The 21,681-nt window shown below is 63.0% G+C and carries 10 protein-coding genes (1 of these 10 running past the window's edge); 3 read left to right on the top strand and 7 right to left on the bottom strand.

The window, feature by feature from the left end:
- Positions 1-6: 6 nt before the first annotated feature.
- Entirely contained in the window at positions 7-765 is a 759-nt protein-coding gene (locus EKO19_RS26475; RefSeq protein WP_129780172.1) for a class II aldolase/adducin family protein, read from the bottom strand.
- Between the two features lie 110 nt (positions 766-875).
- Here EKO19_RS26475 and EKO19_RS26470 point away from each other — a divergent pair, with 110 nt between their 5' ends.
- Positions 876-1,826 (top strand): D-2-hydroxyacid dehydrogenase, encoded by a 951-nt coding sequence (locus tag EKO19_RS26470; protein ID WP_129780170.1) that lies wholly within the window; start codon positions 876-878, stop codon positions 1,824-1,826.
- Between the two features lie 167 nt (positions 1,827-1,993).
- Here EKO19_RS26470 and EKO19_RS26465 read toward each other — a convergent pair whose 3' ends face one another.
- Both EKO19_RS26465 and EKO19_RS26460 read right to left on the bottom strand, forming a co-directional pair.
- Positions 1,994-3,667: a cyclic peptide export ABC transporter gene (locus EKO19_RS26465; RefSeq protein WP_129780168.1), complete on the bottom strand. Its 1,674-nt coding sequence runs from the start codon at positions 3,665-3,667 to the stop codon at positions 1,994-1,996.
- Between the two features lie 30 nt (positions 3,668-3,697).
- Positions 3,698-5,266 (bottom strand): FAD-dependent oxidoreductase, encoded by a 1,569-nt coding sequence (locus tag EKO19_RS26460; protein WP_281281110.1) that lies wholly within the window; start codon positions 5,264-5,266, stop codon positions 3,698-3,700.
- A gap of 137 nt (positions 5,267-5,403) precedes the next feature.
- On the opposite strand from EKO19_RS26460, the gene EKO19_RS26455 reads away from it, so the two are divergent.
- Both EKO19_RS26455 and EKO19_RS26450 read left to right on the top strand, forming a co-directional pair.
- Complete coding sequence (locus tag EKO19_RS26455) at positions 5,404-6,840, top strand: diaminobutyrate--2-oxoglutarate transaminase (protein WP_129780164.1); 1,437 nt, start codon at positions 5,404-5,406, stop codon at positions 6,838-6,840.
- A 167-nt stretch (positions 6,841-7,007) separates the two neighbouring features.
- Positions 7,008-9,215 (top strand): TonB-dependent siderophore receptor, encoded by a 2,208-nt coding sequence (locus EKO19_RS26450; RefSeq protein ID WP_129780162.1) that lies wholly within the window; start codon positions 7,008-7,010, stop codon positions 9,213-9,215.
- Positions 9,216-9,295: 80 nt separating this feature from the next.
- Here EKO19_RS26450 and EKO19_RS26445 read toward each other — a convergent pair whose 3' ends face one another.
- The 4 genes in view from EKO19_RS26445 to EKO19_RS26430 are tightly spaced (at most 8 nt apart) and all read right to left on the bottom strand, a layout consistent with a single transcriptional unit that may run on beyond the window.
- Positions 9,296-13,399, bottom strand: a complete 4,104-nt coding sequence (locus tag EKO19_RS26445) for a non-ribosomal peptide synthetase (protein WP_217705601.1) — start codon at positions 13,397-13,399, stop codon at positions 9,296-9,298.
- 2 nt (positions 13,400-13,401) lie between these two features.
- Positions 13,402-16,521: a non-ribosomal peptide synthetase gene (locus EKO19_RS26440; protein WP_129780160.1), complete on the bottom strand. Its 3,120-nt coding sequence runs from the start codon at positions 16,519-16,521 to the stop codon at positions 13,402-13,404.
- Positions 16,518-17,573 (bottom strand): TauD/TfdA family dioxygenase, encoded by a 1,056-nt coding sequence (locus EKO19_RS26435; RefSeq protein WP_217705600.1) that lies wholly within the window; start codon positions 17,571-17,573, stop codon positions 16,518-16,520. The genes EKO19_RS26440 and EKO19_RS26435 overlap by 4 nt, the downstream gene beginning before the upstream one ends.
- Positions 17,574-17,581: 8 nt before the next feature.
- Positions 17,582-21,681: the 3' end of a non-ribosomal peptide synthetase gene (locus tag EKO19_RS26430; protein WP_129780156.1), read on the bottom strand. Its footprint extends 5,011 nt past the window's final position; 4,100 of the gene's 9,111 nt are visible here — the last part of the coding sequence; its start codon lies off the right edge, out of view; the stop codon is at positions 17,582-17,584.

Here is a 21,681-nt window from a genome sequence, read left to right as displayed (position 1 = left end):
TAGTTCTCAGTTGCGGTAAGACGCGTCTGTCCTCTCGAGCAGGCGCAGTAGCGCTTTCCAATCATTGGCGATTGCGGCTTCAGCGTGGTCGAAGATGGTCGCGGTGGTGTTGATTGATTCTGCCGACGGCATGCGCACGCGGGCACCGCCCGCAAGTGCTCCCACCTGTGCCTGGCAGGCGCGCTCCAAATAAAGCATGAGATTGAATGCCTCGGCGATCGTCGAACCGCAGGTCAACAGGCCATGATTGCGCAGGATCATTGCTTTGTGAGGACCGAGATCGCGAGCCAGTCGCGCGCGCTCCGATTCGTCGAGCGAAATACCCTCGTAGTCGTGATAACCGATGCGATTATGGAAACGCATCGCGTGTTGAGTTATAGGCAGGAGCCCCTGATCCTGTGCCGCCACAGCCATCCCTGCGGTCGTGTGAGTGTGTAATACACAAGCGATGTCAGGACGCGCCGCATGTACCGCACTGTGAATGACGAAGCCGGCCGGATTGATGCCCAACCCAGTGGGATCGATCAACACTCTGCCGCCTGCGTCCACTTTCACGAGGTTGGTCGCGGTGACCTCCTCGAAAAGTAATCCGAACGCGTTCAGCAGGAATTGCTCGCCTCGATCGGGGACGCGCGCCGAGATGTGCGTGTAAGTCAGATCGCTCATCCGGAAGTGCGCCACCAACCGATAGCAAGCGGCCAGATCTCTGCGCACCTGTGCTTCGTCAGCATTCGCTGCCGTCATCAATGAATGCGAAACGCTCATACGCCCCCCTTCACCCAGCCCTCATGTCGCCGGCCCCAACCTGGTCGGTGGATGATCTTCCACGGAAGATATGAGACTATAAAAGCGCCCCGATAGCAACCGAGATCGCCATGCCGTTCCAGGTTCTGATCTTGATCTCCGCCGCGCCCTTTGCAACAGCGCTGAAGGACGCTCTGACTCGCGCCTTTCCCGACCTGACAGTGCACGTCGCTGCCAACGCCGTCGCCGCGATGCCGTTTATCGCTGCCACTCAAGGAATGCTGACTATCGGGAGTGCCTTGACCGACGAGCTGCTGCAATCCGCGGAACGACTTGTCTGGATCCAGTCGTTGGGCACGGGCACCGACGGCATCGTGGATCGGCCGTCGCTACGTCGTGACGTCGTAGTCACCAATGCCCGCGGGCTCTTCGATGACGCCGTATCTGAATGCGGTATCGCTCTGATGCTTGGGCTCGCGCGCAATCTGCCCCGCCTCTTCCAAAATCAGGCAGCCCGACGGTGGGATTTCTGGACTCCGGTTTTGCTTGCGGGTAAGTCGGTGGGCATCATCGGCTTGGGTGCCATCGGCACCACTCTGGCGCGCAAATGCAAGGCGCTCGGCATGCGAGTGGTCGGAATCAGCAATCGCCGTGAAGCACCGGATTGCGACCAGATAACCTCGTACCATCAGCTCGTCGATACGGTCCGTGACCTGGACTTCGTGGTGCTCGTTGCTGCACTCACGCCTCAGACGCGCGGCCTCATCGACCGACGTGTGCTCGCGGCCATGCGCAGCTCCTCCTATCTGATCAATCTTGGCCGTGGGGCGATGGTCGTCGAGGCAGATCTTATTGCAGCACTGCGAAGCGGAACCATCGCTGGCGCAGCGCTCGACGCGTTCGTGCAAGAACCCTTGCCGGAGGACAGCGAGCTATGGTCGGCCCCGAATGTCATCATCTCGCCGCACCTGGCTGGCCCGCACGACTCCCATTTGGAACACGTGATAAAGATCATCGAACAAAACATCAGAGCGCTCAGAGACGGCGCCCCGGACTCCGTGGTCAACGTCGTTCAACGATGATAGTCGAATCAACGCAGCGGAACAGGAAGCGATCTACGAACTCGAGCTGACAGCACGTGGCGGCCAATGAAGCGCATGGTCTCGCACCTGGTCCCCCCTGCATCCGCTAGACAGGAAGACCGTGATCACCTTGCGAGCATTGACGCAGCCCGTTCCGTCGGCCTGAACTACCGGATCGGCGTCACGCGGTCCGAAGGAGAGCCGCGCAATCGCTGGGCGACCTCCGCGTCCATGAGCTTGCCGTTCTCGAGCCGAATGACCCGATCAGCGATGTGGAAGTAGCGGTCATCGTGGGAAATTGCGATCACTGCTTTGCCCTGCAGGCGCAGCTCGCTCAGGATCTCGTGATAAAAAACCTCCTTGAAGGTGGGATCCTGATCGGCGGCCCATTCATCGAACACCATCACCGGCCGGTCTTCGAGACAGGCACACACCAATGCCAGCCGTTTACGTTGTCCTTGTGACAGCGCGCGCGTCGTGAACGCGCCGTCTCGCAGCTGCACCTTGTGATGTAGCTGCAGTCGACCGATCAGTCGATTGCCGCGCACCTCCAGCTCGGCGTCACTTGCCTCCAGCAGCGTCTCGAACAAATGAAAGTCGGAGAAGATCGCCGAGAACCGCTGACGATACTGGTCGCGATTCGCAGCGTCGATATGCTCGTCATCGAGCAAGATCACGCCCTGTTCGGGTGGATACAGGCCGACCAGCAACTTGGCCAGCGTCGTCTTGCCGCTGCCGTTGCCGCCCACGATGAACGTCACCTCGCCGGGGCGGAGCGTAAGATCGATCGGGCCAAGCTCGAAAAATTCGTTGCTCTGCTCATGGTAGTAGCGATGCGTGACGCCGCGGAGCGTGAGATTTCGAAACGTCGCAACAGGCGCGGCCGCGGGCATGTGTTCCGTCGGCGCGGTCGACCGTGTCAGGCTTTCGATCTGCTCCGCGGCGACCTTGATGAGATTGAACTCTGGCAGACTCAGCAGCAGTGTCTGCAACGGTCCCACGAGGTACACCATCACCAGCGCCAGGCCGGTCAGCACTCGCGCGCGATCGGGAATATCGCCCGCGATCACGAACAGCACGAACCCAAGAAATGCATAGATCAGAAAGTTTCCCCAGCTCGATGCCGCCACGAACACCGACATGCCAATCGTACGCCGGCGGCGCACGGTCTCTATGGACTCGCGCAGCACGGTGTCGCTGAACATCGATCGCCTGCGTCGATTGAGGCGTAACTCCTTCGCGCCTTCCGTGAGCGAGCGAAAGCGCTCGAACAGCCGCTCCTGCTCGGCGCTTGCGGCGCGCAGGTGCGAGAGGGCTTTCAAATTGGCCAGGTGATAACCGTAGGCCCCCAATGCCACGAACGGCAACGTGACCAGGAAGATGCGGGGCGAGAGAGCGACCAGATAGACCAGGCAACCCAGCACCATGGCGCCATTCGTCAGCACGTTGGGCACGGCGACGAAGAACTCCGTCACCCGCGTCGTGTGTTCGGTCAACGCGGCAACGACACGCGGCGAGCCGATCTGTTCGAGCTGCCGAAACGGCGCGACGAGGATCCTGGAGCTGAGAAACCGCTGGAGTGCGGCACTGGCATCCTGGCGCAGCCGTTGAAACAGGATTCTGGCGAACATGCCCACGAGCATGGAGGTCAGCGCGGTGGCCGCGAATTGCAACGCCAGGCGCGCGGCCGCCCCTTCATCCGACGTCAACGCTCTATTGATCAGGGTCAGCAGCACCACGCTGGACACACCCGACACGATGCTCGCCAGCGCCGCCGCCAGCATCGCCCCACGAAAGCGCTTGACCAGAAAGGCGAGCGCAGTAATTTCGTGAAGCCGCATGCTCCAAGGACGAATGGCCGCGGCGGATGTTTAATCTTCGCCCGCGCGGGAAGTCATGGACCGCGGCTGCTCCGACCGCACCCGAGTATCGATGTCCGCGATCGCATGGAAGGCCGCATGAATCGCCCCTTCCTGCCAGCCGGCATGCCGACTCACTTGATCTCCGATGAGGTAGTGCCCCCCCACGGGCGCCTGCAGACGGGTGAACCAGCGCTCACACAGATCGCCTCGCCAATCCACGACACTACCCAAGATGTGATTCATGCGGTGCCAGACGACGCTCACACCACTTTCCACGTGACGGCCATATGCCGGATGCAGCCTTGCTCCCTGAGCGATGGCGAGCTTCAGCCGCTCGGGCGGTGACAGCAGGGCGAATCGATCGCTGGCCGCGTCGTTGTCGTAAATGTATGCGCCGACCAGGATGCCTTTGTCGCGATGAATGCCATGCGCGGGATACCAGATCTGCATGATGTCTTGCTGGGTCCACGAGATGCCGCCGTAGATACCTTCCGACTCCCAGAATCGCTGCTTCATCTGCAAGCCAATCTTGAGATTCTTGACGACGGGCAGCGACCCGAACCCCTGGGCGTAGTCGGCCGGAAAATTGTGTTCGATGCCCGCCAGCACGTTCATCGGAATGCTGTTCAGGCAGAAGTCGGCGTGAAGGGTTCGACGGTCGTTGCCAGTTCGATAGACGACATCGACGCCCTTCGGCCGCAGCAAGATGGCTTCGACGGGCGAATTCGTCCGCACCCGAGAGCCGACCTTCGACATCAGCGCCGCCACGATTCGATCCATGCCGCCCACCGGCTCCAGCATCATCGCGGCCTGATCGGACTGTTCCGTGAAACTCATCCGATACATGAACTCCGACCGGAACAACTCGGCCGCATCGAGAGGCTGCCTGAGCGCGCTGGGCACGTAGCAGTTATGCATGGCGTAACCCGCGCGTCTCGATCCTCGATACGCAAACTGCCGGTTGAGAGCGCCGAACTGGCGCACGTAATCCATCACTCTGTCGTAGTCGGCGGTCGTGAAAGGCGCCTGCATCTGCTCCGGTCGCAACGACTTCGCCATCAGTTCCGCCACGAAGCCCCGAGTGTCGCCAATGTATTCACGATGGCGGATCGGCTTCCCGCCGAGCATGGCATCATCCTGGATCAACGCATTCCGGTTCTCGTTGATGAATGGTGTGAGCTGCACGCCAAGCTCTCGGCAGTAACCGAGCAGCGCCGCATGATCTCCGGGGATGCGCGCGGCACCGGCGTTGAAATACAGATCGGGATCGCGATCGAAGCGACAGGTTTGCGGGGCGCCGACTTCGTCGATGAAATCGCCCGAGCGAAGCGTCCAGTTCCGTCCGCCCACCCGATGCGATGCCTCGATCACTCGCACGTCATAGCCTTTGCGGCTCAACTCACAGGCTGCCACGAGCCCTGAGATCCCCGCGCCAAGGATGACGACGCGCCTGCGTTCTCGAGCAGCCAGCGGCGCAATGTCGGGCCGCTCGACGCGACCGACCTCGGGCACCAACCCAAGCGCGAGCGCTGCTCGATACACGGCGGACGAGCCACCGACGGCACCGACTCCATTCAAGAACTCTCGGCGGGACAGTGTCGTACTCATTCTGATAGCAGGACGAATGGCGACCGTCCTTGTTTACCCTCTCGCCCGGTAAACGGTGGCGCCCGCTGTTCGTCATGGTCAGATAAGAGATCCACGCGTGAGCGGCCATGCAAACCAGCACTGCAACGACTGTGACGAGCGGCGGAATCGACGACGACCTGGGTCGACGCCACGACGCGCTGTCGCGACCTTACGATTTCGCGTCGAACGCATTGCTCGAACGTCAATCGGCGCGGGAGTCCAATGCACGCAGCTATCCGCGGCGAATTCCCCTCGCGCTACGACGTGCGGCCGGCATTTACGTCGAGGACGTCGAGGGACGGGTTTTCATCGACTGCCTGGCAGGTGCCGGCACGCTCGCGCTGGGACACAACCATCCGGTCGTGATCGCCGCGATCGAACAGGTCCTGAAAGATGGATTGCCGCTGCTCACGCTGGATCTGACGACGCCCGTCAAGGATCGCTTCATGCAGGATCTGTTCGACACGTTGCCGTCGGAGCTCGCGCGTGACGCGAAAGTTCAGTTCTGCGGCCCCACCGGGGCCGACGCTGTCGAGGCCGCGCTGAAACTCGTCAAAACCGCGACCGGTCGCGGCACCCTGCTCGCCTTCCATGGCGCCTATCACGGCATGACTCAGGGCGCCCTGAACCTCATGGGCAGCCTCTCGCCCAAGCGTCCACTGCAAGGCGTGTTGCAAGGAGCGCAGTTTCTGCCATTTCCTTACGACTATCGATGTCCCTTCGGACTGCGCGGCGATGCCGGTGTGCAAGCGGGCCTCGCCTATATCGGCACGGTGCTGGATGACCCCGAGTCCGGCGTCCCGGCGCCGGCCGGCATGATCTTCGAAGTGATTCAAGGTGAAGGCGGTGTGATTCCGGCGCCCGATGAATGGGTTCGCGGCGTTCGCAAACTCACGACACAGGCGAATGTCCCGATGATTGTCGATGAGGTGCAGACCGGCTTCGGACGCACCGGACGAATGTTCGCTTTCGAACACGCCGGCATCACTCCGGACGTCGTGACTTTGTCGAAGGCCATCGGCGGCAGCCTGCCGCTATCGGTGGTGATCTATAAGAAAGAGCTGAACACCTGGCTTCCCGGCGCGCACGCGGGGACCTTTCGTGGCAATCAGATGGCCATGGCCGCCGGCTCGGCGACCCTTCGTTTCATTCGCGCCGAAGGCCTGCCGGAACAGGCGCACGCCATGGGAGCATTGCTGGTGCGAAAACTTCGCCAGCTGCAGAACGAATATTCCCAACTGGGCGATGTCCGTGGCCGCGGCCTGATGATCGGCGTCGAGATCGTCGATCCCGACGCTGGCCCGGATAGTCACGGCCGGCCCAAAGCCAACCCCGCCCTGGCCAGCCGCATTCAGCGAGCCTGTCTCGAACGCGGCCTGATCCTGGAGCTCGGCGGCCGGCACGGCAGCGTCGTCCGCTTGTTGCCGCCACTCATTATCAATGAGCGTCAGATCGATCGCGTGTTCGAGATCTTTGCCGTGGCTGTGGCAGCCGCAGGTTCCCAGGGCGACTCCCGGCGGTAACCGAGAAAACGGAAAAAAACAAACCCGCTTCATATAAATGCCAGGGGCCAGATTTCCTGCGCATCCCTGGTGGCCACTGCCGTGCATCCTGTGATACTCTGATTACCAATGCGAATTATTCGCATTCGCGTAATAACAAACAACGTGCTCACGGAGAATCGAGTCAGATGCGTGGTCTTGGCCGCACAACCCGTCTTGCCCAGTTCATCGTCGCCGCCCTGGCGACCTCTTCATGGACGGCGCACGCGCAAACCAGCCCGGCAGCCGCCGGCGAGCCCCAACAAAAACTAGGCAAAATCAAAGTCGAAGGCACATTGGACGCCACCACCGAGGGGTCGGGCTCTTACAAAGCCGAAACACTGACCCTGGGCAAATCCGATCAATCGTGGCGCGAGATCCCGCAGTCGGTCAGCGTCATCACGCGGCAGCGCATGGACGATCAGAACCTGATCTCGCTGGAAGACGCGTTGACTCAGAGCACCGGCTTCACGGTTACGACCCAAGGCCCGGGCAGCGGCGCCATCTACGCTCGCGGTTTCCAGGTCGACACCTTCCAGTTCGACGGCGTGCCGCAGGTCGATCCGAATTATTCCTTCAGCAAGCCCGACCTTGCCATCTACGATCGCGTCGAAGTGCTGCGAGGCTCGGCGGGCCTGCTGCAAGGCTCCGGCAATCCAGCGGCGACCATCAATCTCGTTCGCAAGCGTCCGACGGGGGAGCTCGCGATTTCATCGAATGTTTACGCGGGCTCCTGGGATTACTACCGCGCTGAGTTCGATATCGGCGGTCCCGTGAATGAATCCGGCAGCTTGCGCACACGCGCACTGGTCGCATACGAGGATCGCGACTATTCGATCGACGTCGCCGAATCGCAGAAGCTGGTGGCCTATGGCATCGCCGAATATGACTTGGGCTCGGCCACGACCGTCACCGCGGGTGTACTGAGGCAGACGTTCGATGCCGTGCCTCTCATCAACGGCTTGCCTCGTTACAGCGATGGCCGGAGTCTGCCGCTATCGCGCTCCGCCTACCTCGGGCCGGATTGGAACGATTGGGCCTTCGATACCACCCAAGCGTTCGCCTCGCTCGAGCATCGGTGGGCCGAGGATTGGAAAGCAAAACTCTCGCTGGATCGCGCGTGGGATGAATGGGATGCCAAGCGCACCTTCACCCAGGGCCGCGCCGCGGGCGGTGCCGTCGATCCGGCCACCAATGCGGCCACGATCAGCGGCGCCCTGCGCCACGACGAGAACGATCGTTACGGTCTCGACGCCAATGTGTCCGGCTCCTACTCCCTCTTCGGTCGGTCGCACACGCTACTGGCAGGCGCCGGTTTCCGTCGCTATTACGGCATCGGCTTCGGCGGTGCCGATCTGCCAAACATCCTGGTCGGCAACGTCCTTGCCATCGATCCCCATTCGTTCCCCGAGCCCGCCGACCCTGCATTCCGGACTCGCGCCGTCAGCGACACCGAGCAGTACGGTGTCTACGCCAGCACCAACCTGCACCTCAACGAGCGGCTGACGCTGGTCGTGGGCGGCCGCTTCGACTGGTACGACAACGAGTTTCGCAGCGGCAACCTGGTCACGGGCGTGGTCACCAAGAGTCCCGACTACTCGCTGGATTCCAACTTCACGGCGCGGGCCGGCGTCGTCTGGGACCTGACCGGTGCCTGGTCGTTATATGCGAGCTACGCCGATATCTTCCTGCCCCAGACCACTCAGTTCACACGCACCGGCGGCGCGCTCGACCCCATCGTGGGGGCGAACTATGAGGTGGGTACCAAGGCCGAGCTGATGGATGGCCGGATGAATGCCTCGTTCGCGGTCTTCCGTATCGATCAGACCAACCGGGCGCAGGAAGACCTGAGCCAGCCTTGCGCCGGAGCGCCGGTGACGGGCTGGTGCTATGTCACCGAAGGTGAAGTGATCAGCGAAGGTTTCGAGGCCGAGGTCTCCGGCACGCTGCTCCCCGACTGGCAGCTGTTCGCCGGCTACACGTACAACACCACCGAGTATGAGAAGGATCGGATCAACGAAGGGCGTGCTTTCATGAGCCGCACGCCGAAACATCTGCTGCGTCTGTGGAGCAACTATCAGCTGCCGGGCAGCCTCAACCGATTCAGCGTCGGCGCCGGCGTCAATGCGCAAAGCGCTTACTACGCCCAGAGCGGCACCATGCGCGTGGAAGAAGATAGCTACGTGACCGTCAACGCCCGGCTCGCGTGGACGCTCAGTCGCCGATTCTCCGTGGCATTGAACGGCAACAACCTGTTCGATGAGAAATATTTTGCGGCCATCGGCGTCGGCAACCAGAATGTCTATGGCGATCCGCGCAACGTCATGCTGACGTTGCGGGGCAATCTGCTGCCCTGACCGACATGCTGGCTCATTGACCGAGGGTTCACACACTCGGTCAACACAGCCGACTGCCTTTGTATCAAGTAGCAGTGCGCTCAGCGCAACGCCTGCTCCAGCGATTCGATTGTCTCCGCCGCGCGGACCGCTTCGTAGTGGTCCGCGTGAACTTCATACTGTCGAGTGTGCGGCGACTTGAACCACTCCTGAAATCGTTCCCGATCTTGCGGCGTGCGCTGATGTGCCCACCACACGCTCATCGGGGCACGCAACGGAGCTGGATCTATTGCGACACGCGCCATTGCATCGAGCGCACGCCCGGTCAGGAATAGCGTTGCGAGCTCGGCGGCTCCCAGCCGGGCATGAGGTCGCAGCCCATGTTCATCTGTCAGGGCGAGCACTTCGTGTAGAAGTGCAACCAGCGTCTCTGGCGCATTGACCGCATGACTGATTCGTTGGCGAATCGCCGCCGCAGCTCGCTGTTCGACTCGAGCCTCGGGAGTAAACAACGCTGCGATGAAACTCAGCAGCCCCGCTTCGGCGGTGACGATCGCACCGGGTGTCCGCGGCTGCACGTAAGGATCGATCGCGCCAACGAAATCGACCCGCCTGCCCTCGCTCTCCAGGACGCCTGCGACCAAGGGAGCGATCGCGCCGCCGACACACCATCCACACAAGCGGTAAGGCTCCCGAATGCCTGCGGCGACAATCGTTCGGGCATGCACTCTCGCCAACGCATCGAGCGACGCCAGGCTCGCCCCGTCGCTGGCGTGGGAATACGGGAGCGCCACCACCGGACAACGACGATCGAGCGCCTGGGCGAGCTGTGTGTAGTCGAGAATGTTGCCGAGCCCGTCGTGGATCATGGTCAGCGGCGGCACGTCGGGCACAGCGCTGTTGAGCCGTGTCCAGGCCGCGTGGGCGCGCCGGCTCGCCAGTTGTTCGAGGCTCGGCGAGGTGAACAAATCCTTCAGCTCGATGGGCGGATGAACCTGCAGTCTGCGGCGCATGATGTCGATGACACGCAATGCCATGAGCGAGTGCCCGCCGAGCTCGAAGAAGTTGTCGTTGCGGCCGACGCGTTCGACACCGAGCACCTCGGCCCAGATCGTTGCAATCGCCTGCTCTATCGCGCCCTGCGGAGCGACATAGCCGACATCGCCGGTGAGCTCCGGCAGTGGCAAGGCGGCGCGATCGATTTTTCCGTTCGCGTTCTTCGGCAGCACGGGGAGCACCACGATCGCACTCGGGATCATGTAGTCCGGCAAGGACGCACTCAGCGTCGACTTCAGATCCGCGCTACGCACGTCGTCGCCGGCGACATAGCCGATCAAGCGGGCACCTTTCTCTGCCGCTTGTGCCACCACGAGTGCTTCCCGAATCCCCGACTGCAACAGCAGCTGTGTCTCGATCTCACCCAACTCGACGCGAAAGCCCCGCACCTTCACCTGATGATCGACGCGGCCGAGATATTCCAGCCGGCCGTCCCGGTTCCAGCGCACCACATCGCCCGTGCGGTAGAGCCGCCCGCCTGCCGCATCGAACGGATCGGCAATGAAACGCTCGGCGCTCAAGCCTGGGCGTCCGTGATAGCCGCGCGCCAGCAAGTCGCCGCCGATATAAAGCTCGCCAGTGGCGCCCGGCGGTGTGAGATTCAGATCGATATCCAGCACATAGGTATGACGACCCGCGAGCGGATGACCGATGGGAATCAGCGTCGGCACGGCGGCATCGGCGCTGCAGTCGTGTGCCATCGCAGTCACGACCGTTTCGGTCGGCCCATAAGTGTTCAGCAGCTTGACGTTTCCAAGACCTGCCTCGCGCCAGGCCTTCACGGCCTCGGCGGGCATCGCCTCGCCGGTGGCCTGCACTTGCCTCAACGCGCCGTAGTCGCGAGATCCGACCCGGGCGAAATCCTGCGCCAGCAGATTCCAATACGCCGTTGGCAGATCGGCAATGGTGATCCGCTTGTCGAGCAGCTCGCGATGAAACATCTCGCTATCCCACAGTGTCGGACCGCGCAGGACGACGGCCGCGCCGACGATCAACGGAGGGAAGAGCTGCTCGACGAACGCATCGAAGTTGATCGTCGAGAACTGCAACATGCGATCGCATGGCGTGAGACCGAAGTATCCCACCGCAACCTGGCTGTGTTCGCTCAGACTGGCATGCGAGATACCGATTCCCTTGGGCTTGCCGGTGGATCCGGAGGTGTAGATCACGTACGCGAGCTGCTCGCCATGCACGTCGACATGAGGCTCGTCGTCAGCCTCGTTGCCGACATCCAGCGTTTCCAACGTCAGCACTATCGCCGAACCCGCTATCGAAGCATGATCCTGCAGGTCCCGCTGCGTCAGCAGCAGCTCGATGCCACTGTCCTCGACCATGTAAGCTCGTCGCTGCGCCGGATAATCGGGATCCAGCGGCACATACGCGCCGCCCGCTTTCAGGATGGCCAGCAGCGCCACGACCATCTCGCACGATCGCTCGATCGCGAGGCCCACTTTGCTGTCAGCCGCGACACCCAGCGCGATGAGTCGATGCGCCAGGCGATTCGCGCGTCGGTTCAGCTCGCCATAGGTCAACACCTGCTGCCCGCAAATCAGCGCCGTGGCCTCGGGTTGCTCATGCGCCCGTCGCGCGATCAGTCGATGCACGGGCTCGACATTCGCGTAGCGTCGCGAATTCACGCCCCAACGCTGCAGTTTCGCACGCTCCGCTTCGCTCAGCAGTTGCACCTCGCGAACCGCCTGCTCGGGACATCTCGCCAGCTCCGTCAGCACACGAAGATAGTGCGCCCCCAGACGAACGACAGTCGCCGAATCGAACAGCTCAGCCGCGTACGCGAAGCTCACGAGCGCGCGACCATCGCTTGCGATGCGACTGTCCATCGTCAGCTCGAACTGCGCTCCCTGCTCCGTCAGCTCATAGCCTTCGAGGATCAGGTCGGGCAGCGCTGGCGGTACCCGATGCTCCTCGCGCTGATGATTGAACATCACCTGGAAGAGCGGACTGCTGCCCAGAGTTCGCGCGGGTGCAAGCGCCTCCACCACTTGTTCAAACGGCAGATCCTGATGACCCTGAGCACCGAGCGCCGCGTCCTTGACTCGTCCAAGCACGTCCAGCAGGCTCATACGTCCGTGCACCTTCGTGCACAGCACCTGCGTGTTCACGAAGAAGCCGACGACTCGCTCGGTCTCGGCGCGATGACGATTCGCGATCGGCACGCCCACACGAATGTCCTCGTGGCCCGTGTATCGATGTAGCAGCACCTGAAACCCCGCCAGCAGCGCCATGAACAACGTCGCCCCTTCGGACTGCGTCCGTCGCCGCAGCTCTCGAGTCAATTCCGGATCGAGCTCGAACGCATGACATGCGGCCGTATAGCGAGCATCGGCATTTCTCGGTCGATCCGTGGGCAACGACAGCACGGGGTGTTCCGAGCCCAACTGCTCGCGCCAATAGGCTAGCTGTGAATCCTTCTCCCCTGCTTCCAACCAGTTCCGTTGCCACACGGCATAGTCCGCGTATTGAATCGGGAGCGCTGGCAACGCCGGCAGCTCGCCACGGACTCTCGCACGATACTGCTCGACGAACTCATCGATCAGGATTCGCATCGACCAGCCGTCCGACACGATGTGATGCATGATCACGACGAGCACGTGCGAGTCGGCCGCGATCCGGACCAGCGCGATCCGCAGCAGGGGACCGTGCTCCAGATCGAACGGCCGGTGATGAAAGCGCGTCACTGCGGCTCGCACCGCCGCCTCACGTTCCGACACAGCCACATCGCTCACGTCGATCTCCTCGACATGTGCCCGTGATTCCGGCCGAACAATCTGCTCGACCTCCCCCTCCGCTCCGCCACGGAACACCGTGCGCAACGACTCGTGTCGCGCGACCAATCCATCGAAGCTACCCTTCAACGCACTCGCGTCGAGGCGCCCCGACAGCTTCACCGCGCTGCTGATGTGATAGGCCGTGCTGGATTTATCGAGCTGCCACAAGAACCATTGCCGCAGCTGGGCGTAAGAAAGCACTTCGCGCGCCGACACCGCCGGGACGATGGGCAACCTGCCGGGACTGAGCCCGCTCACCCTCATCTGACGAAGCCGGGCCTTGCGGGCGGCGGGTGCCATCGCCGCAAGCTGTCGTGCAATGGACTGGAGTCGCTCGCTTGCCGACTGGTCCGCTGCCGACACGATCACTCCTGCGCGTCGGCCATGAGACGCTCCATCGCGGCCACGTCGTCCAGTCTCACATCCAGACGTTGACGGACTTCGCTCGCAAGCTCGGCGAGCGTGGCGGTCTCGAATAGCGCCTTGAGTGGCAGATCCACCGCCATGATCTCGCGGATCCGAGAAGCCACCTGCGTCGCCAATAGCGAATGACCGCCCAGCGAAAAGAAATTGTCGTGCAGGCCGATGCGCTCGACCTTGAGCACTCCCTGCCAGATCTGCGCCAACGCACGCTCCGTGTCGTCGCCCGGAGCAGCATAGGGTGCGCGCAAGCCTCGATCGAGTGTCTTCAGCAGCACCTGCCGATCGAGCTTGCCGTTCGGCATGAGCGGCAGGCTCGCGACTGGCACCAGATGCGCGGGCACCATGAAGGCCGGCACCAACCGCCGCAAGTGCGCCAGCAATTCATCACGCAAGGCGCGATGATCCGTGTCCGTCGCCGCGAGCACGAAGAAGCCTGCGAGTTGCTGCCCCAGCTCGTCGCTGTCGTGGACTAGAACGGCAGCTTCGCGCACACGCGGGTGGGAGCGCAGCGCGGCCTCGATCTCATCCAGTTCGATCCGATAACCGCGCACCTTGACCTGGCGATCGCCGCGCCCCAGGAATTCCACTTCGCCATCCGGCCGCAACCTCACTCGATCGCCGGTGCGGTACAACCGCTCGCCGGAGCCGAACGGATCCGCGACGAATCGCTGTGTCGTCAGCGCAGGCCGTCCGAGATATCCGCGCGTGATGCCTTCGCCGCCGATGTACCATTCTCCGGGCAGTCCCACCGGGCAAGGTTCCAGGCACTCGTCGAGCACGTAGCCATAGATCGAATCGACCGTGCGTCCGATGGGCACCCGCATCCCGGGCGCCCAGCGCGCGTCGATCGTGAACGCGTTCGACCACACGGTACCTTCCGTCGGGCCGTACTCGTTGACGAGGGTGGCGGCTGGCGCCTTGCGTCGATGCGCCTCGATCACGTCGGCATGACACGCCTCACCGGCCACGATGGCGCACTGTAAATGGCCCGCGTCCTGCACCGCTTGCAGGATCTGTTTGTAAAAGGATGGCAGCGCCAGCAAATGTGAAATCCTCGCGTGCGTCACCAGCTGCGCGAGATAAGCAGCATCCTGGTGCCTGCCTTCCGGCGGGATGTACAACGCGCCTCCCTGAGCCAACGTCCAGTAAATCCCCGCCACCGAGCTGTCGAACGACGGCGATGAAAGCAGCAGAAAGCGCCGTGGTGCGCCTCGATAGAAAGTGAATCGGGATCGTGTCGATGCCACCGCATTGGCGTGAGCGACCATCACGCCCTTGGGCCTGCCGGTCGAGCCGGAGGTGTAGATGACGTAGGCCAGCTGCTGAGGAGAGATCCGAAGCGCGGCAAGATCTCCCGGCGTCTGCTCACCTTCATCGATATAGACGAGCCTGATCCCGGAATCCGAGAAGGATCCCCGCTCGTGCGCGCGACCGATGACGACGGAAATGCCGGCATCCGCAATCATGCCGTCGAGCCGGTTTGATGGATAGCCGGGATCGAGCGGCACGTAGGCCGCGCCACTCTTCAGCACCGCCAGCATGGCGGTGATGAGATCGACGGAGCGTCCGAGATGGACGCCGACACACGACTCCGCCGAAACACCTCGGCTGCGCAGTCGACGAGCGAATACATCCGCACGGTGATCGAGTTCCCAATAGGTCAGCTGCTCATCGTCGCACACCACCGCGACGGCATCCGGCGTGCGCACCACTTGCGCTTCGAACAGGCCGTGCAATGTCCGGGGCTGCCGATCATCATGCTCGCGCGGCTTCGTCTCCTGCCGAGACTCGCTCAGCAACTGCGTCCGCTCCGCAGGCCGGAGCATCGACTGCTCGAGCCAGCGCCGTTCGGGCTGCCGGCCCAACGATTCCAACAAAGTGACGAACTGGTGGCTCCACGTTCGCAACGTTCCTCGAACATGAGTTGCGACGCCTTGCCAGCGCAGGACGCGTCCACCGCCCGCATCGATACACAAACACTGCAGGCGTGCATCGCCCGGCGCCAATTCGATGTGCCGGAGCTGCCACCCCTCGGACCACGGGCGCTCCCGAACGTAAGCAAACTCGATCCGCGATCGGGTTCGATCGATGCGGGCCAACCGATCGCTATGAGCGGCGGCATCGAAACACTCCTGCCACGACGCCGCGTTCCGCAATTGTTCGGCCACGGACTGTATCAACGCGTCGCTCGACAGCTCGGCGTCGAAATGCAACGACACCGGCAGCTTCATGACGAAGCATCCGAGCGCTCCGTCCAATTCCGCGCTCCGCACATCGGCATGCCAGTCGATCGACAGGTCATCGGTCTGCATCACGCGCGCCATGAAGCCGCCCCAGGCCGCGAGCAACACACGTTCCAACGGCAGGTTCAGACGCTTCGCCAGCTTGCCGAGCGCTGCGTCGGCTTCATCGCTCAAAGCCACGCTTTCACTGTCGCCGGCGTCCGCGTTCGCATCCATCTCGAACGGCAGCCGCTCGCTGCCCTTCGCACCAGGTAGCTGTGTTTCCCAGAAGCGAGCGCCTTCGCTGCCCAGCTCGCTGGCAATCAACTCACTTTGCCAGGCCACATAGTCGGGATACTGGATCACGTCAGCGGCAGGACTTCGCGTCACGCAGGCCTCGATCAACGCCTGCAAAGCCATTGCGTCCAGACTGTAAGCCGGTGCTGCCAGCGCCCAGCGCACCCGGCCCGCCGCTGCCGGAGCGAGAGCAGCCCCAATGACCGGACCGTCGCGAAGACTCAGCCGCGACCGAGCTGACTGCATCAGCGAGCGATCGTCGACTGTCGCTTCGAGCGTAGTCCACGCCGCGGGCAGCTTCGTCTCCACATGCTGCATCGGATATCTCAGGCCAATCACCGGGCGATAGCACGTGCGAAGAATTTCATGACGCCGGATCTGCTCATCGAGCGCGGCCTGCAGCACCTGCGCCTGCCCCAGGCTCGCCGGTCCTTCGACCAGAATCACGTTGACCGGCGCACGTGTTTGCCAGTCCGCGACGTGGACCGAGCACTGCTGCGACGATAGGAGATATCCAGCCGAAGACTCTGCCTGCATTTTCATGCCTGCTCCTGACTTGCAAGCGCGACGTCGACGCTACGACACGGCTGCGCCATGGCGACCATCACGCGGCGCGCTCCGCTGAAAGGACGACGGGCATGCAGCGCGAGCATGTTGTCGAGCATCAGCACATCTGCCTGTTGCCAAGGAAACTGCACCATCACCTGCCGATACTGCTCCTGCAGGTGCCGGATGTGCTCAGGCTCGATGGGAGAACCGTCGGCATGGAAAGTATTCTGCGGCAGCTCGTCCGCCCCGAACTCGCTGCGCAGGCGATCTCGCGCGGCCTCGGGCAGCGTCAACTCATGAAAGAACGTTCCGTGGTTGAACCATACCGACTCTCCCGTCTGCGGATGTCGGACCATGGCCGGGCCGATCTGCCGCGTTCTCAAGCGATCGCCCCCCTTCCACTCGACGCGAATGCCCACGCTCGCGCAATACGCTTCGACAGCCCCTCGATCGGTTGTTTGGAACACGGTCTGCCACGGCAGCCCGAAACCATCGCCGTAGTTGCGCACATACATGATGCCCTTGCGCAGCAAGGCATCGCGCACCTCCGGCCGGATGCGTTTGAGCAGCGCCCGGGTGCTGCCGATCGGCGTCTCACCGCCCACCGTCGCCGGCACCGCGCAGTACAGGAAGATCTGCAGAGGGAACACCGGCGAGTACGAATGTTCGTTGTGCGGGAAGATGCTTTCCGCCTCGGGATAATCGGTGGACGTGTAGACATTCAGATCTTCCTGGATGCGCGTTCGCGGCGACGCTCTGAATTTGTATTCGAGCGCGCCCTCGGACATGCCTTCGACACAGCGATTGAAGTCCTCGGCGCTCGCGACCGCGAAGCCGCGAAACAGAATGGCGCCGCATTCGAGCAAGTGGCGCTCGATCTCCACGCGATGCTCCGAGGCCCAGGCCGGCAAGCTGACGCCAGCGATCGCGGGCTCGCACAACCAGGGCAGGTCGCAGTCTGGCAGCAGACGACTCCAGCGCACCAACTCGCGCGGGCCGTGATTGCTCGACTGCCGCTGCACGCTGCCGATTCTCGGTGTCTTCATAGTGGAGCTCATGGCATCACCGATCGTCCTCGCAGACTTCCCCGCCACTGTGCCAGCTTGCGATCGCGCCGCTGCAGCGCTCGCGCTTCGAAATCCCGCCGGATCCGTTTCGCTTCGTCCGCCAGAGCGGCGAGCTCGACCTCCGGTTGCGGCAGCATGACCTTCAGGATGGAGAGGATCTCCAGCCCCATGCACTCCAGCGTCGCCGGCTCGAACAACTCGCGGTCGTACTTGGCTGCGAGATGAACCCGCTGCGCATCGGCATGGAACATCAGGATCAGGTCCAGTTCCACCTGCGCAGGCTCGATCGGATACTCATCGATGTGCAGCCCTGGCAGCGCCAGCGCCGCCGCGCCATCGTCCTGATAGAGCACCTTGAGCTGGAACAGCGGCGCCCGCCCGTCGCCCCGTCGCTCGGAACGCAGCGATTCCACCAGGCGCTCGAACGGAAGATCTTGATGGTCCGCCGCGCCCAGCACGGTGTTTCTGACTTGCGTCAACAGCTCCCGGGCCGAGCGCGACGCGTGGCAATCGATGGGCAAAGCCACCTGATTGACCAGGAAGCCGACCAACGACTCGGTCCGCGGATGATTGCGATTGGCAAAGTCCGTTCCGACCACGAAGCGCTCCTGCCGCGATCGTTCCCTCACGACGACACTGACCGCTGTGAGCAGCACCATGAACGGCGTGACTCCCTGCGACTCACAAAAGGTTCGCAGCGCTGCTGTGGACTCCGCGTCGAGCGACGTTCGCATGACGCCGCAGGGATGACTTCTCTGCGCTGGCGGCGACTGGTCGGGCGGTACGACGAGCGGCGGCACACCGGTCAGGCGCTCCGTCCAGTAGTCCAGCTGACGCCGCATCTCGCCCTGCTCCAGCCACTCGCGTTGCCCGATGGCGTAGTCGACGTACTGCAACGAAGGCGGGACCAGCGCAGGAATTTCGCCGCGTCGCCTGGCCGCGTAAGCGGCGACAAAATCCTGCACCACCAGCGCCGTGGACCATGCATCGGTGACGATGTGATGCATGACGACGCACATGACGTGCTCGTCTTCGGCCAGACGATACAGCTGCACTCTCAGTAACGGTCCGCGTTCGAGATCGAACGGCCGGCGGATCGTCTGAGCGATGTGCTCTTGCAGATGGCGCAACTGTGAATCTCCCTGCCACCTGCCCAGATCGGTGACCGCCAGCTCCGGTGCCGATGTTTCATCCAACACCTCTTGCCACGCCGTCCCGTCCTCTTCCCGGAACACAGTGCGGAGCGAGGCATGTCGTGCGACCACGAACTGACACGCGAACCGCCAGGCTTCGAGATCGAGCGGCCCGGCCAGGCGCAGCGCGCTCGCTGAGTTCATGCTCGCGGAGCGAGGATCCAACCGCCACAGAAACCATAGTCTCTGTTGTGCATGGGAAAGCGCGGGTCGACTGGAAGTTGCGGCATGAAACACCGGCCCCGAGCGCGCCGTCGGCAGCGACTGAATCAAACCGGCCTGCTCCGACAGACACGGATGCTCGAACAGCGCTCGCAGCGACAGCTCGCAATCGAACACGCGACGTGCCTGCGACACGATTCGAATCGCCATCAGCGAGTGGCCACCGAGCTCGAAGAAGTTGTCGCCTCGGCCGATGCGTTCCACACCGAGCACTTCGGCCCAGATCTTCGCGAGCGTCCGCTCGATCGGGCCCTGCGGCGCCTGATAGTGCCCGGCCTCCACCTGCTCGGGCTCGGGTAGCTGCTTGCGATCGACCTTGCCGTTGGCATTCAGCGGCAGCTGATCGAGCAGGATGAAATGCGCCGGCACCATGTACTCGGGCAGCACCTGCGCCAGGCGCTCGCGCAGTCGCGGGCCGAGCTGCTGCATGAACACAGCTCGCGCGGGATCGCTCGCGAAGACTCGCCAGCTCGCCGGTGGATCGGCGAGCTGGTGGGCTCGCGTCACCAGTGCAAGTCGCGCCGGATCGATGAATTCCACATCGAACGCGCCATCGGTGTGCTGCTCGCTCCACGAGATCCGAACGTGATAGCCGTGCTCATCGCCCAAGGCCCACAGCGTTTGAGGATCGATGCCCATACGCTCGGTTCGCTCGAGCCGCGACAACAATTCACCGACCGTGCTGCGACCCTCCAACGACTCCAGCAGCCGCCACGCCGCCAGGTCGCGTGACATACGTCGGTTCGGCACGGCGCGTAGGAGGACTGCGGGCGGTCGATGTGCTTTCAGATGAGCGGCGAGCCGCTCGACGGCATCGGTCCCGCAGGCATCGAAGACTCGAGCAGTCGGTCGCTCGACGCTCTCTTTGCGTATCGCCACGTCATAACGATAGCGCGTCAGCTCGTTGTCGAAGCCGCCTCGCTTCAATGAGATCTCCACGCTTCCCATGCCGAGGTGCGCGGCCAAGGCATGGAAGAACGCCGGATCCAGCACGAGTTCTTTGTCCTGCGAGACCGCGCGAGCGATGCGGTTCTTCAACTGCCGCACCGACGTCTGAGCCGAGGCTTTGTGAAGCTGCACCGATGCGTGCAGCAGGGGCACGTGCGCAAGATGCCGCAGGTCACCGATGAACAGTTGCCCTCGCGGAGCAAGCACCCGCGCCGCGCCCTCGAGGACTGCCAGCAAATAGTCGACATCCGGCAGATACTGAGCCACGGAATTCAACACGACGGTGTCGAACTCCCCCGGCTGGATGCCGCTGAAGTCCGTGGCCTCGGCCTGGCGAAGGTGCACGTGCGCAAGCTGCGGTTGTGTTTCCGCCCATGCCCGCAGACCGTTCACTGCGCGAGCCGACAAGTCCGTGCCCGCATAAACGCGAGCCGCTGGAGCGAGCTGTTCCACCAGCAGCCCCGCACCGCAGCCCACTTCCAGGATGCGCTCGGGCCGAAGGGCGCGAATGCGTTCGACCGTGTTTTGCAACCATTCCCGCATCTCGATCTCGGGAATCGGCCGGTCGGAGTAGCTGCTGTTCCAGCCCTGAAAGCTCGGCGCCGTTCGCTCGATCTCGTACGTGGCGTCGAATACCGACTCCCACTGCGTCACCAGCTCGCTGCGCGAAGAAACATCGGTTGGGCTCGTTGCGCCACGAACACCGTCCTCGTCGGGAACGACATAGGCCAGCAGCCGCTTCTGGTCTGCCTCCCCCTGCGACAGCACGATCGCCTGACGCACTTCGCGCTGAGCCAGCAACTGCGCCTCGATCTCACCCAGTTCGATACGAAAGCCGCGAATCTTCAGCTGCTGATCGATGCGGCCCAGATATTCCAGCTGGCCTTGCCGGTTCCAGCGTACCGAGTCACCCGTTCGATACAGTCGTGCGCCGCTCGCTGCGAAGGGATCAGCCACGAAGCGCTCAGCAGTGAGCCCGGCGCGCAGCAGATATCCACGAGCCAGGCCGAATCCGCCGAGATACAGCTCACCCGCGACCCCCTGCGGCACCAGATTCATCTGCGAGTCCAGCACATAGGCGGCGCGCTCGCCCACGACACTGCCGATAGGAAGATGCGCCTGCTCGATCGCTGCCTGCGAATTGGCGCTCCAGGCGGTTGGCGTAATCACTGTCTCCGTCGGACCGTACGCATTCACCAGACGTTCCGGAGTGAACGCACGCTGTGCCGCCTCGAAATCGCTACGCGCCCAGGCTTCACCCCCCGCGATACACAAGCGAACCGGCAGGGTCCGGCCCCGCAGCGTCTCGAGAAACCGCCGCAAGTAGGCCGGCGGCATATACAGAATCGAAACGGCCTGCGCCGCGATCAGTTGCTCGACGTGCTCGAAGGTCTTGTCGCCCGGCGTCGGCAGAACGATCGCCGCCCCCGCCAGCAATGGCAACATCCATTGCTCCCCGGCCGCATCGAAACTGATCGAGGCAAACAGCAACTGACGATCCGCCGCAGTGATCCCATACACCTGCTGGATGGCGCGCAAGTGCATGGATAAGGCGCCGTGCGGAACCGCTACGCCCTTCGGCCTGCCCGTCGAACCCGACGTGTAGATCACATACGCGAGGTTGTCCGCGTGCACTGCCCTTCGAGGATCGCTCTCCAACTCGGCACTCAGATCGAGAGCATCGATCAGCAGCGGCTCGACACCCGCGATCGACGGCAGACGCG

It is taken from the genome of Peristeroidobacter soli (genome assembly GCF_004138485.1).
Classification (GTDB): domain Bacteria; phylum Pseudomonadota; class Gammaproteobacteria; order Steroidobacterales; family Steroidobacteraceae; genus Steroidobacter; species Steroidobacter soli.
This window is presented reverse-complemented; position numbering and strand designations above follow the sequence as displayed.

Coding starts and splice junctions, on each gene's coding strand:
- EKO19_RS26470 (WP_129780170.1), top strand. CDS start 876: ATGCCGTTCCAGGTTCTGATCTTGATCTCCGCCGCGCCCTTTGCAACA.
- EKO19_RS26440 (WP_129780160.1), bottom strand. CDS start 16,521: ATGAAAATGCAGGCAGAGTCTTCGGCTGGATATCTCCTATCGTCGCAG.
- EKO19_RS26435 (WP_217705600.1), bottom strand. CDS start 17,573: ATGAAGACACCGAGAATCGGCAGCGTGCAGCGGCAGTCGAGCAATCAC.
- EKO19_RS26475 (WP_129780172.1), bottom strand. CDS start 765: ATGAGCGTTTCGCATTCATTGATGACGGCAGCGAATGCTGACGAAGCA.
- EKO19_RS26455 (WP_129780164.1), top strand. CDS start 5,404: ATGCAAACCAGCACTGCAACGACTGTGACGAGCGGCGGAATCGACGAC.
- EKO19_RS26450 (WP_129780162.1), top strand. CDS start 7,008: ATGCGTGGTCTTGGCCGCACAACCCGTCTTGCCCAGTTCATCGTCGCC.
- EKO19_RS26465 (WP_129780168.1), bottom strand. CDS start 3,667: ATGCGGCTTCACGAAATTACTGCGCTCGCCTTTCTGGTCAAGCGCTTT.